Annotated in this window: 10 protein-coding genes and 1 riboswitch; of the genes, 5 read left to right on the forward strand and 5 right to left on the reverse strand. The window is 57.3% G+C overall.

Features of this window, described 5'->3' with window-relative positions:
• The first annotated feature begins 221 nt into the window (after window positions 1-221).
• Both apcB and H6G07_RS07990 read left to right on the forward strand, forming a co-directional pair.
• Entirely contained in the window at window positions 222-731 is a 510-nt protein-coding gene (gene apcB, locus H6G07_RS07985; protein ID WP_073607882.1) for an allophycocyanin subunit beta, read from the forward strand.
• Window positions 732-763: 32 nt separating this feature from the next.
• Window positions 764-2035 carry an FGGY-family carbohydrate kinase gene (locus H6G07_RS07990; protein WP_073607881.1) on the forward strand — a complete coding sequence of 424 codons (1272 nt, stop codon included), beginning with the start codon at window positions 764-766 and terminating at the stop codon, window positions 2033-2035.
• 45 nt (window positions 2036-2080) lie between these two features.
• Here H6G07_RS07990 and petG read toward each other — a convergent pair whose 3' ends face one another.
• Both petG and H6G07_RS08000 read right to left on the reverse strand, forming a co-directional pair.
• Window positions 2081-2194, reverse strand: coding sequence for a cytochrome b6-f complex subunit V (gene petG, locus H6G07_RS07995; RefSeq protein ID WP_073607880.1), 114 nt, complete (start codon window positions 2192-2194; stop codon window positions 2081-2083).
• Between the two features lie 88 nt (window positions 2195-2282).
• The gene (locus tag H6G07_RS08000; protein WP_073607879.1) at window positions 2283-3698 is read right to left on the reverse strand and encodes a cobyrinic acid a,c-diamide synthase CobB; all 1416 of its coding nucleotides are present in this window, start codon (window positions 3696-3698) and stop codon (window positions 2283-2285) included.
• A gap of 124 nt (window positions 3699-3822) precedes the next feature.
• Here H6G07_RS08000 and H6G07_RS08005 point away from each other — a divergent pair, with 124 nt between their 5' ends.
• A complete protein-coding gene (locus tag H6G07_RS08005) occupies window positions 3823-5310 on the forward strand; it encodes a hypothetical protein (RefSeq protein ID WP_073607878.1) in 1488 nt (495 codons plus the stop codon).
• Between the two features lie 43 nt (window positions 5311-5353).
• The gene (locus H6G07_RS08010; RefSeq protein ID WP_073607877.1) at window positions 5354-6196 is read left to right on the forward strand and encodes a hypothetical protein; all 843 of its coding nucleotides are present in this window, start codon (window positions 5354-5356) and stop codon (window positions 6194-6196) included.
• On the opposite strand, the gene cysS is transcribed toward H6G07_RS08010, so the two are convergent.
• Complete coding sequence (gene cysS / locus H6G07_RS08015) at window positions 6193-7668, reverse strand: cysteine--tRNA ligase (RefSeq protein ID WP_073607876.1); 1476 nt, start codon at window positions 7666-7668, stop codon at window positions 6193-6195. The two genes, H6G07_RS08010 and cysS, sit on opposite strands and share 4 nt — an antisense overlap.
• 266 nt (window positions 7669-7934) lie before the next feature.
• Between cysS and H6G07_RS08020 the strand changes: the two genes are divergently transcribed.
• Window positions 7935-8426, forward strand: coding sequence for a pentapeptide repeat-containing protein (locus H6G07_RS08020; RefSeq protein WP_073607875.1), 492 nt, complete (start codon window positions 7935-7937; stop codon window positions 8424-8426).
• A gap of 26 nt (window positions 8427-8452) precedes the next feature.
• Here the strand turns inward: H6G07_RS08020 and H6G07_RS08025 are convergent, their stop codons facing one another.
• Complete coding sequence (locus tag H6G07_RS08025; protein WP_280522646.1) at window positions 8453-11827, reverse strand: PAS domain S-box protein; 3375 nt, start codon at window positions 11825-11827, stop codon at window positions 8453-8455.
• Between the two features lie 382 nt (window positions 11828-12209).
• Window positions 12210-12659 carry a glutamine synthetase inactivation factor IF7A gene (gene gifA / locus H6G07_RS26860; protein WP_073607873.1) on the reverse strand — a complete coding sequence of 150 codons (450 nt, stop codon included), beginning with the start codon at window positions 12657-12659 and terminating at the stop codon, window positions 12210-12212.
• A gap of 42 nt (window positions 12660-12701) precedes the next feature.
• A riboswitch (Glutamine riboswitch) is annotated at window positions 12702-12777 on the reverse strand.
• Window positions 12778-12814 lie beyond the last annotated feature (37 nt).

Consider the following 12814-nt stretch of genomic DNA (forward strand, 5'->3'; position numbering starts at 1 on the left):
ACCATGATGTTTTGTAACAATTCGCTCATAAAGACCCGCCTCTGACGGGCCTGAGCCACCCAGGGGTTAAGCCCCCATGGTAAACTTCTTCGAAGATAAAACCTGGCATTTATCAGGGTTTTGGCCTTCGAGGTTAGAATCTTCAGTCAGGATAAGGCAGCCTGCGCCTGCCACCATTTATAAAATGCTGTTTGCCAAGTGAGAGTTGGGAGAAACCACCTATGCGGGACGCTGTCACCACGCTAATCAAGACCTACGACAACACTGGACGCTATCTCGATAGCAGCGCCCTCGACTCGATCAAGTCCTACTTTGACAGCGGTTCCGATCGCATCAAGGCAGCGGCAGTTATCAGCGCTAACGCCGCTGGCATTGTCAAAGAAGCGGGCGTTACCCTGTTTGCCCAAGTTCCCGAGCTGATTCGCCCCGGCGGCAATGCCTACACCACCCGCCGCTACGCCGCCTGCCTGCGCGATATGGACTATTACCTCCGCTACAGCAGCTATGCCCTGGTGGCGGGCAACCCCGACGTGCTCGACGAGCGAGTGCTGACCGGGCTGCGCGAAACCTACAACTCCCTGGGTGTGCCCATTGCCCCCACGGTGATCGGCATTCAGCTGATGAAAGACATCGTGAAAGCCAAGGTACAGGAAGCGGGCGTAGCCGATCCCTCTGTGGTCGACTACCCCTTCGACTACATCACCCGTTCGATCAGCGAGACCAGCATCTAGGCTTGAGGAATGGTGTGGCGAACGGCTGCTTCGTGACGCCCCTTCCCCTGGCTCTGGGTATAGACTTTGGCACCTCTGGGGTGCGTGCCGCTGTGGTCGATCCGCAGCGGCATTTATGTTGGCAGTTTCGCCAGGGCTACCCCGATTTGCCCGCCCCAGAGTGCTGGCGGCGGGGTCTCTTTGCTCTGCTAGAGGCGCTGCCGGGGGCGATCGCCCCCCAGATCGGTCGAGTGGCGATCGACGGCACCTCGGCCACCGTGCTGCTGTGCGATCAGGCGGGGGAATCGCTGACGCCGCCGCTGCTCTACAACCATCCCTGCGGAGAAGTCTTAGAAAACGTTAAGGCCTTGGCCCCCGCCCAAAGCCCCGCCGCCAGCGCCACATCGAGCCTGGCCAAACTGGTGTGGTGGCACCAGACACTGCCCTCCTCAACCTGGAATCAAGCGACCTATCTGCTGCACCAGGCCGACTGGCTCAGCGCCCAGCTCCACGGCCAGTGGGGGCTGAGCGACTACCACAACAGCCTCAAGCTGGGCTACGACGTGGGTGAGCTGAGCTACCCTGCCTGGATGCAGGGGCAGCCGTGGAGTCGGGTACTGCCTCGGGTGTTGGCACCGGGAGAACTGGTAGGGTGCGTGACGGAAACTGTAGCCCAGCGGTTTGGCCTATCGCCCCAGTGTCAGGTAGTGGCGGGCACCACTGACAGCATTGCGGCCTTTTTGGCCAGCGGCGCGATCGCCCCAGGCGACGGGGTCACCTCCTTGGGGTCAACCCTGGCCATCAAGCTACTCAGCGATCGGCGAGTCGACGTGGGAGACTACGGCATTTACAGCCACCGGTTGGGAAACCACTGGTTGGTAGGCGGGGCCTCTAACAGCGGCGGGGCCGTGCTCGAAAAATTCTTTGATCGAGAGACGTTAGTCAACCTGAGCCAGCGTATCGACCCCGCCGTGCCCACGGAGCTAGACTATTACCCCCTGGTGCAGCCGGGAGAGCGCTTTCCCATCAATGACCCCACCCTGGTTCCGCGCCTCTCGCCCCGCCCAGGGGATGACAGCGCGTTTTTGCATGGTCTGCTGATGGGCATCGCCCGCATTGAGCAGCGAGGATATGAGCTGCTCATTCAGCATGGAGCATCACCCCTACGGCAAATTTTCACGGCGGGGGGCGGTGCCGCTAACGAAACCTGGCGACAGCTGCGGGCTGCTCTACTGCCGGTGCCCATCAAAAACGCCGCCTCGGTGGAAGCGGCGGTCGGTAGTGCCTATTTAGCGCGGGGATGGCTGGGGGATGCTATTAAGTAAGCTCTAAGGCGGCGATCGCGCCCGCCCTCACCCCCAGCGACCGGGCTATGAGTTTAGCTGATTGTCCCGGCGATATTGCATGTAAGCCGCAACGAAAAGCCCGGCCAGGGTGACAGGAATAAACCCTAGAACGATGCCACTTAGCAAAGGCTCAACCACAGCAATACTCCTTATCTCAACAAAAATCTATGGTCTAACCATAACACTAATTAGGGCTTGACTAAGGCCTTTGGCCGGTACCCTAGGACTAGGGTTTAGCCTGACTCTGACGGTATTGTAGACAGACTCCAACCAGAGCTTTAGCAACCTCTGGGCAGCCACCCCAATGCAGATGCAGATATGAGGCATGAATGCGATGCGGTGCCCAGCCCTCGGTGGCGTGGTGCTGCACTGCCCCGTAGCGCTTGAGTTGGTACAGAGGCGATGGGGTGGGCATTTCTGTCTCGGAGCGGTGAAACTCGTGCCCCCAGATGGTTTGACCGGCCTGTAAAAGTAAGCTGCCTTGTTCTGCCAAGGCGTGACGGTAGCCCAGAGTGAGCCGTCCGGTCATCCTCACGCTGGTGGGCAACACGTCGACCATAGGCCAGGCATTGTCATCTAAATCGACCAGGGTGGTGGCTAAGTACATCAACCCGCCACATTCGGCATAGACAGGTAAGCCTTGCCGAATCAGAGCCTTGAGTCTTGAGCGCAAGCTCTGGTTAGCGGCTAGCTCTGCGGCAAACATTTCGGGAAAGCCGCCGCCAAAGTACAATCCATCGACATCGGCAGGAGGATGGGCATCCCGCAGGGGGCTCCAGGGAATGATCTCGGCTCCCAGGGCGGTGAGAATATCGAGGTTGTCGGAGTAGTAGAAGCTGAAAGCAGGATCTTGGGCGATCGCGATGCGGGGTGAGGGGGGTGGGGAAGTTAGGGGGTGGGTGAGTGCGAGAGGGTAGGGAGGGTGGGAGAGTTGAGGGGTGGAGTTGGCAGTTAGAAGGGGGGTGAGGGCATCCCAGTCAAAGCAGGTGTGGCCGAGGTGGGCGAGGCGATCGAGAATGTCGGGGAGTTGGGGAAGTTCGGCGGTGGGCACGAGGCCCAGGTGGCGATCGGGGAGGGCGATCGCATCCTGCCGCCGCAACACGCCAAGAATGGGCAGATCAATGCTGGCTAGGGCATCGGTGAGGAGTTCGAGATGGCGATCGCTGCCCACCCGATTTAGCACCACCCCGGCTAGTTTTACCTGAGGATCTAGCGTACGGTAGCCGTGGATGATGGCCAGCACCGATCGCGACAGACGGCTGCAATCGACCACCAGCAGCACCGGCAGGTTCAGCAGACGGGCAATATGGGCAGTGCTGGCGACATCCGAGAGCCCAGACGCGCCGTCGAAGAGACCCATGACCCCTTCGACCAGGGCAAAGTCAGACCCCTGGCAGCGGTGGGCAAAGCAGTGCTGCACATAGGTTTCTGAGGTCAGAATCGGGTCGAGGTTGTAGCAGGGTCGCCCCGTCGCCTGCTGGTGAAACATCGGGTCGATGTAGTCTGGCCCCACCTTAAACGACTGCACGCGGAGCGATTTTTGCGCTAGGGCCGCCAGCAGCGCCAGGGTGACGGTGGTCTTACCCACACCGCTGCGCTCGCCTGCAATCACTAGGCCGCCGGGGCTAGCCGCTGTACTCAAGACCCTGCCCTCATGGTTGGCTTCCTGCGGTTAAATCTGTGCAAACCATCTTATCGAGGGACGGGTACCGACGGTGGCAGTTGGGTAGTCTGGAAATATCTACGATACGGGATAGCCCAACGCGATGACGACTCCTTCGCTACTAGAGCAGGCCAAGGATGGGGAGGCGGCAGCGATCGCCGCCCTGCTCACCCACGCCCTCAGACCCAAAGGCATTACGGTGCGGGGCGATCGCCAGAGCTACTGTTTGCAGCTGTGGTTTAGCAGCAGCCCCGCCCCACCCCAACCGGCAACGGTGGCCTACATCCGCCGCACCCTGGCAAAATTGCAGCCGCCTGACATTGGTATTGTGCAACTCTACGGCACCCAAACAGGTGAAGCTCAGCCTATTTGGAGTGAGGAAATCGCTCTGTTGTCGCTCTCACCGACCCTTTTCTCGGATGAGTCCCAGGCCTGTGAGACGTTAGCCTCCACAACCGATGGCGGTTGGGCTGCTACCCCAGCACCCCAACCGAGTTCCCCCACAGCTACCTCAACGCCGGTAGCGGTGGTGCGCGCCTACGAGGAACTGGGGTTATCTCTAGGAGACCCGTTGCCCCAGATAGAGTCGGTGTATTTCAAGCGGCGGGCGGAGTTGCTTCGGCGGGGCGATCGCGCCGCCCTAGAGCCCCTCAAGTGGGCCTTTGCTACCCTCAAAACCCACCTAGAGCAGTCCACCGCCGAGGCTGAGACTGCTTCAGCGGTCTACGCGTCCTTAGGCCAAAACTCTACCGTGGCTAGTGTCGTGCCAAAGCCGCGATCGCCGCGCCAGTCGAACGGCCTGGCCATTGCCAGCGACGACACGGATATCCTCTCGTTTCAAAATCGCTACAGTAACGGGCTGATTTTCCCCGGCTTGATGCTGTTGGGGATGCTGATGAACGCCATGCCGATCGTGAATGCGCTGCTGTTCGGCATCAAGATTTGGCTGCACGAGTTTGGTCACGCTACCATCGCCTGGCTAGCGGGGCGGCAGGCACTACCCCTGCCCATTGGGTGGACGACGCTGAACCCGCAGCGATCGCTCTTTGTCTACCTCGGCATTTTCACCCTGCTGGGTCTGCTGTTTTGGGCCGGGCGACGCGAGGGCAAACGCTGGCCCATGGTGCTGGCCATAGGGCTTGCGGTGGTGCAGTTTTACATGACCTGGCTCCTACCCGCCGACACCTTCGACATGCTGTTTTCCTTCGGCGGCATTGGCGGCGAAATCTATCTATCGGCCCTGCTGATCGTGGGCTTTTACTTCCCCTTGCCCGAATATTTTCGGTGGGATTTTTACCGTTTTCCAGTGGTGCTAGGGGCGGCCTTTTGCTTTTGGGGTCAGGTATGGCTGTGGCAGCAAGTTCCTAAGGGCAAAGCCTCGATTCCCTTTGGCTCAATGTGGGGCGACGTTGAGCACGGCGATATGAACCAGTTGGTCAACGACCACGGCTGGACGCCGGGCGATATTATTAGCACCTATAGCGCGATCGCCCACCTGTGTTTGTTTGCGATCGTTGCCGTCTACGGCTACACCCTCTTCCGCCAGCATCGCGAAACCTTCATTGCCCTGGGACGGCAATGGTTTCCTTGAAGCTGTGGTATCAGTAGGAAATGCTAACTGCCCAGACTTTGCCATGAAACTTTCTGAAGCCGATGCTGCCCTATTCTTTGAGCTGATGTGGAGTCTGCAAATCTACGTCAACCAGCAGCTCAAACTTGTGCCCCACATCGAAGACCCAGCGGGTTTTGAAGCTCGTCCGACGGAAGAGAAGATAGCAATTCGGGATGCCTTATACCAAAATCCAGAGTTGATCGATCGCTTCATCCAAGAAAATCCTCAAGGTTTGGGGCCTGACAAGATTGAGATTCTCGATTCCTGGAAAAACTTCATTGAGGGCACCTTTTACATCGAGCGATTCCTCAAAAAGTATGCCGTCTTCATCAGCAATAAAGATGTAGTTTATGGGGTTCTAGGGCTGTGGGATAGCTTCGACGACATGATTCATAAAAGCTATCTACCCCTCATGGTTAAAGCAGTGCTGCTGCCCTTTAAAGGGCAAATTGTGTACGACGGGCTGCTCCAGAGCACAAACATCCACTTTGGCGGAGGCATTAGAAGCGAGCTAAAGCAGATTTATCTAGCGGCTAAAAACGCTGGCCGAATCATCGAATCCCTCGACCCAGTTCAGCACAAGGCTATAGCTCAGGCCGCGCCTTTGCCCAATAAACCTAAGCAAGACTTCGCACCGCTGCTCGACGATTTGGCCCAACAGGCTAAGGTGCTGCGGGGCGGTAATGGCCAGCCGCCCATAAACAGTCCTATTTTTAGCCTAATTAAAGCCAGCTTAGAATTGGGCCAACTTAGCGTCAACGAGCCAGATAACGAAGAGCAGATGATGAAATCTCTAGATAAGGCCGAGCGAGCTTTGAAAAAGATAGAGTCCGCACTTTACGGCCCTCGGGGCTGGATGCTCTAACGATGCCACTCGGTGATGCCGCCGGGCTTGTCGATCAGAGTAATGCCCTCGGCCTGGAGCAGGTCGCGGATGCGATCGCCCTCGGCAAAGTCCTTTGCGGCCCTGGCTTCCCGCCGCTGGGTCAGCAGCGCCTCAATGTCGGCATCCGACAGCCTGCCCTCGGTGGATATCTCGGCCCCAGGCCGAGCTTCTAGCCCCAGCACCTGGGCGAGGCACACCAGGGTTTGCCACTGCTGGCGGAGAACATCGCTAGCGGTATCAGCCTCGCCCGTGTGAGTAATCAAATTCCCTGCGCGGCGCAGGTCTTTGGCCAGGTCAAACAGCACCGCCAGCCCCCCAGCCGTGTTGAAATCGTCATCCATAGCGGCTTGAAAGGCTTGAACAGGGGCACTGGCGCGATCGATTCGCATGGCAGTAGGATCCCCAAAGACAGCATCCTCACTGTCGGCCCAGCCCAACTTAGCGCCGTATTGATAACCAAACAACAGCCCGTCTCGCACCGTGCCCCAGCTAGTTTGGACAGCGGCGATCGCCTCATCGGTAAAATCTACCGGCTTGCGGTAGCTGCCCTGGAGCAAAAACAGCCGCACCGCCATGGGGTCAGGGGCGTTAGGCGCATCCAGCAAATCTCGAATGGTAGTGAAGTTGCCGAGGGATTTTGACATCTTCTCGCCGCCCACATTCACCATGCCGTTGTGCATCCAGTAGCGCGACAGGGGATGGCCGGTAGCCGCCTCTGACTGAGCAATCTCGTTTTCGTGGTGGGGAAACACCAGATCGTTGCCGCCCACATGGATGTCAATGGTGTCGCCGAGGCGATCGCGAATCATTGCCGAGCATTCGATGTGCCAGCCCGGTCGCCCCGGCCCCCAGGGCGACTCCCAAAAAGGCTCACCTGCTTTAGCGCTTTTCCATAGGGCAAAGTCAAAGGGGTCTTGTTTAATCGAGTCCTCGGCAGCGACCCGACCGCTGGCCCCAGACTGCATGTCGTCAAGCTTGCGGCCCGAAAGCTTGCCGTAGCCCTCAAATTTACGCACGGAGTAATACACATCGCCGTTGGCGGGGTAAGCGTAGCCCTTTTGCTCTAGCTCGCCAATCAGCCGCTGAATGCCATCTAGGGTTTGGGTGGCGTAGGTGTATTCGTCGGCCTCCATCACGTTCAAGCGGGCAATATCTTCTAAATACGCTTGGGTATAGCGCTCCGCCACCGTCTGCATAGAAGAATTCTCTGCCTTAGCACGGTTGAGAATTTTGTCGTCAATGTCGGTAAAATTTTGCACGTAGTGGACGGCATAGCCCCGCCACAGCAGGTAGCGCCGCACCGTATCCCACGCCACATAGCAGCGGGCATGGCCCAAGTGCGAATGGTCATATACCGTGACGCCGCAGCAGTACATCTTCACCCGGCCCGGCTCGTGGGTTTCGAAGGGTTCTTTTTTGCGGGTCAGGGTGTTGTAGAGAGCAATGCTCATGGCAGGGGCGGGCAACGGTGCAGAATGCCCATTATATAAAGAACGCTAACAGAACGATTCAACACTGAAACCGCCCCCAGTGCAACGCGGTGCTCCAGGCTCGCCAACCGTTACAGCTAGCTCACCATAACTAGAAGAGTCGCGGCAACAGTCTAGAAGATTGTCGCGGGCAGAGTCACAGCATACCTACAGGCCGGGGGATTGGTTTGACCCAAGTCAACCTGTAGACTCAAATATGTAGGATTTGATGCAAAATATTGGGAGCCATGGTTAGTCGATCCAGCCTGTGTCGAATAGTGGTAGCCACGCTGATGGTGCTAACCCTTTGTCTGAGCTGGGTTCACCCGGCCCAGGCCACCAACTACGATCGCCAAAACTTGAGAAAGACCGACTGGTCTAACCAAGACCTGCGCGGCAACGACTACACCCGCGCCGATATGGCCGACGCTGACATGAGCCACACCGACCTGCGCGGGGTGCGCCTGTTTGATACCACCCTGGCCCGCGCCAATATGGAAGGTGCCAATATGACTGGCGCGACGCTGGATGGAGCCCGATTCTTTCAGGCCAACCTCACCAACGCCATTCTCGAAGGGGCCTACGCCTTTGGCACCGATTTTCGCGAGGCTATTATCGATGGGGCCGACTTTACCGATGTGCTCCTCGACCCCAAGGTTAATAAGATGCTCTGCGATGTAGCCAAAGGCACCAATCCGGTAACAGAGCGCAACACCCGCGACACGCTGTACTGTCCATAGGGTCAAACGCAGCGAGGCCAGCGGATTCAGGCCCTTGGCAAAGCTGGCCCGTCAGGCCGATTGCTGGAGTTGATGCAGTAACGATTGCGGCCTGCCAGTTTGGCTTGATATAGGGCAGCATCGGCAGCAGCCAGTAGCTCGCTGGGCGAATTTTTGTGGAGGGGCACGCAGCAGGCAATGCCAAAGCTTAAGGTGATGTGGTCAGCTACCGATGAAAACCCGTGGGGCAACCGGGCCTGAGTAAACTGGTGCTGAATTCTGGCGGCTACCGCCATGGCCCCCACCAGCGTGGTTCTGGGCAATAGCACCACAAACTCTTCTCCACCATAGCGAGCCAGCACATCTCCAGGACGCTGAATATGATCTTTCAGCAGTTGGGCCACCTGTTGCAAACACCGATCCCCTGCTGGGTGCCCGTAGTGGTCGTTGTAGGGCTTGAAATAATCCACATCACACATGATTAGAGCCAGAGAGGTGGTAGCCCGCTGGGCCTGTGCCCACTCCTGAATGAATATCTGGTCGAAATGGCGTCGGTTGGCGACTTGCGTGAGAGCGTCTGTGGTGGCAACTCGATTCAGTTCTTCGTTCGCCTGCTGTAATTGTTGAGTCAACTCTTGGAGCTGCATGTCTGCCCGCATCTGAGCATCAATGTCTTGAAATGCTCCATAAAGGCGGGTGCAGGTGCCATCAACGAACTCGGCCTGCCCCAGCGATCGCACCCAGCGCAGATTTCCCTGAGCGGTCACTAGCTGTAGCTTCTCATCCCAGGGTTGCCCAGTGAGGCGCGCGCACTCGATGGCCGCCGCCATGCGCTGACGGTTGACGCCTGACGGATAAAAATTGAGGGCTGTCGCTAGGGTGGGCTCAAAATCGGCATCGACCCCATGAATTTCTCGGGTGATGGGGGTCCAATGCACCAGATTCTGTTGCAGATCAACTTCCCAGCCGCCGACGCGGGCGACGCTGTTGGTCTGCTCTAAAAAGACTTTGGTGCGCTGAAGCTCTTCTTCCATGTGCTTGCGCTGGGTGATGTCGCGCCCCTCCGGAATCAGCAGCACCACCTGACCTTGGTCATCTAAGACTGGCCGCAGGGAGAAGTCGATGGTCATCAGCTGTTGATTGGCCCCCTGTATAACCACCTCATAGCGCACAAACTCGCCTCGGCCAGCGGCGGCGATCGCCTGCTTGAGCTGGGCCTGGATTTCCGGGGAGACATCCCACCAGCCCATCTCCCAAATGGGGCGATCGACCACATCTTCTCGCTCAAAGCCGCCAAAGGCCAGGGCAGTTTGATTGGCCTCCAGCACAATACCCTCCGGCGTCAGCAAACCAATAAACTGATACATCTGGTCAAAAATTGCCTGAAAGCGCTGCTGGCTCTCCCGCAAAGCCTTCTCCGCCACTACCCGGCCAGAGACATCCCGCACCATCACCAGCACTTCATCCCCCTTCAGGGGCACGATCCGCGCCTCTTCGTAGCGGGGTTTGCCCTCTGCCGTGATGGTGTATTCGTAAATCTGTCGCTCGCCAGTATCAATCGCCTGCTGGATGAAGTGCAGCCGCTGATCGGCTAACGCTTGAGGCAGCATCTCGTAGAGCGACTGAGGACGCTGGGTGTCAACATCGCCGTAGAGAGCGATCTCACCGCCAGAGATAAAGTCGTAGCGCAGACCGCTGCGATCGATGCGCATGAGCAGATCGGGAATCGCTGACAACATGGCCTGTTTGGTGGCTTCACTGGCTTGCAGGGCCAGTTCTGTCTGCTTGCGCTCGGTGATGTCTTGGATGTAGCCCAAGAACTGGGTAACAGTGCCATCGGCAGCATAGATCACCCGGGTAAAGTCATCGATCCAGCGATATTCGCCGTTGGCGTGGCGCACCCGATAGGTTTGGGCAAAGCACAGGGTTTGGGCCGCCGTAGCGGTGACTACCTCTGCCTTGACCTGTTCTATGTCGTCGGGATGAATGAGAGAGGCAAAAGCCATCTGCCCCTCTACCAACACCCTCGGTTCATACCCTAGCTGGGCTTGCACATTGGGAGAAATATACTCCACTGGCCAGTCAGCTGTTGTTCCCCAGCGAATGACCATCGTCGGGCCGCCGATAAACAGGCTGCGCTCTTCCTCGAGGGCTTGCTCGATCTGTTTGCGATCGCTGATGTCCTGCACAATCGCAATGTCTGAAATCGCCCGCCCATCGGCATCGCGAAGGATAGACAGCACTAGATTTGTCCATCGAACGCTGCCATCTTTGTGAAAGTAGCGTTTTTCTAACGTGACTGACGCGGCTTGCCCCGCATAGAGCTTGGCCAGGGCAGCCTCAGTTTCTTGTCGCTCGTCGGGATGGGCAATATCTTGATAGCGCAGTTGGAGTAGTTCTGCCTTGCTGTAGCCCAGCATGTCGCAGTAGGCTTGGTTAACCTGCAAAAAATGACCGTCTAGATCCGCTTGGTTAATGCCCAGGGCAACTTGCTGAAAAATGGCCCGCAGCCGACTTTCACTCAGGCGCAGGGCTTCTTCTAGCTGTTTTTGTTCAGTAATGTCAGTGGCAACGCTGTCGAGGTGAACTGGCTTGCCCTCGGGGTCATACACCACTCGCGAGCGATCGCGTACCCAGCGCAGCTCTCCATCGGCTCGGATAATGCGATACTCCAGATCAAATCGCTCCTGCTCGCGGAGTTGCCCCAAAACCTGCTCGATTTTGGGCTGATCGGCTGGGTAAATCAAACTCCGCCACAGGCCAGGGGCATTCAGAAAATCCTCCTTAGAATAGCCATAGAGGGTTTCCACAGCAGAATTAACGTACCGAGTCGCCATCGTTTGCAAATCGATCGACCAAACCACGCCATTAATATTGCTGAGAATGCCGTCCAGCAAAGAGTGCTTTTGAGCGAGCTGAGTTTGAACGACCCGTAATTCCTCGGTGCGTTCTTTAACCTGCTGGGCCAGCATTTGGTTGAGATGCTCCTTGAGCGCCTCGGCCTGCTTGCGCTCGGTTACATCCCGCAGAATAGATAGGTGAAAGTGGGGCGAAACATTGGCCGTAGCCGCGTACTCCACGATGCGTTCTTCTCCGCTGTCACCCCTTAAAGCAACCTCTCCCTGCATGTGACCCTGGGCCAAAAACATCTGCCACTGGTGGAGCAGGTCGCCCCCAGCGGGCAAAACACAAAAATCGGCAATAGTGCGGCCCATGATCTGGTCTCGAACACAGTTCAGCAGTTTGCAAGCGGCAGGATTAGCCTCAACATATTGGCCCTGATCGTTGGCGATAAGCATGGCATCTAAGGCCATATTGAAAAGGTTACGACCTTGAGATTCTAAAGGTATTCCCTCTCCCCCCAAGCCAGCCTGAGGCAAGGGACTAAGGCTTACAGACAAACCGTTAGGAGTTAGAGACACGATAAAGCGTGGAGCGAAGACAACAGGGAAACGGAAACATCCTGGGTGAAAGGTTTCACCCCACCAGGGTTTTAGAAAACGCGGGGCCAAAAGAGAGGCCCAACCATGACTGTGATCTGAATTGTTTAACCACTAATCTAGGGCGAGGGCAGCCTTCATTCTGTATCACTGCCGCTATGCCCGCAGTAATGACCTATTTTTCCCAATTGCTCAGCAATTTATCCTGACCGATCTAGGCACTTGGGCATCAGACCGGTCAAGAGTGCCGACGGCACCTAAAGCCCGACTGCCCTCAAGAAGCGTTGCCTGAATCAGCTACTAACAAAATAGCCCCTGCCAGCAACCTCCGGCAGGGGCTATTCATTTAACGCGTTAAGCACGCTTAGCTAGCGGCGGCACCACTGCGGCTATAGGTGGCCCAAAAGCTGGGGTGTACCTTGCCTTGAATGTGGTTCCAGTATTGAGCGGCTTCGGCGGGCAAACCGGCTTCGACGGCCAGACGGCCCAGCATCGATTGCTGACGCTGCTTTACGGAGCGATGACGGTTCATCATGCTCATGCGGGCTTTGTCTTCGGTGCTCAAGGCGGTTGCTACGGCTGGGGCTGCCATTGCTGGAGTTGCAACCTCAACCACAGGTGCAACCTCAGGGGTGCCAGACTGGTAAGCCACACCGCGATAGACCAAGTCTAGGGTGGGCTGCTGCACAGCCGCTTTCTTAACGGTGCGGAATCGAATATCTACGCCGCGGAACTTGCCAGCCTCATCGGTTAGGTTGGATTCCACAACGGGGGGGGTGTAGTCGTAGCTTACGCCGCGATAGGTGAGTTTCATGGGGTCGCCTCCAAAAGATCAAGGGTTTGATCAGAACATTGGGGCGCGTTCCTTCGGGGGCTATTAACCCCTACTTCCGTCTCGCTTTAATCGGCTGTGAAAAAGCGAGATGAACGAATTTCTGATTACTTCTGTATAGTAAGCTACGGTTTTGG

It is taken from the genome of Phormidium tenue FACHB-1052, from assembly GCF_014696675.1.
Taxonomy (GTDB): domain Bacteria; phylum Cyanobacteriota; class Cyanobacteriia; order Phormidesmidales; family Phormidesmidaceae; genus Nodosilinea; species Nodosilinea tenuis_A.

Excerpts from the sequence above, each read along its gene's own strand:
- apcB (WP_073607882.1), top strand. The coding sequence starts at position 222 with ATGCGGGACGCTGTCACCACGCTAATCAAGACCTACGACAACACTGGA.
- H6G07_RS08005 (WP_073607878.1), top strand. The coding sequence starts at position 3,823 with ATGACGACTCCTTCGCTACTAGAGCAGGCCAAGGATGGGGAGGCGGCA.
- H6G07_RS08010 (WP_073607877.1), top strand. The coding sequence starts at position 5,354 with ATGAAACTTTCTGAAGCCGATGCTGCCCTATTCTTTGAGCTGATGTGG.
- cysS (WP_073607876.1), bottom strand. The coding sequence starts at position 7,668 with ATGAGCATTGCTCTCTACAACACCCTGACCCGCAAAAAAGAACCCTTC.
- H6G07_RS08020 (WP_073607875.1), top strand. The coding sequence starts at position 7,935 with ATGGTTAGTCGATCCAGCCTGTGTCGAATAGTGGTAGCCACGCTGATG.
- gifA (WP_073607873.1), bottom strand. The coding sequence starts at position 12,659 with ATGAAACTCACCTATCGCGGCGTAAGCTACGACTACACCCCCCCCGTT.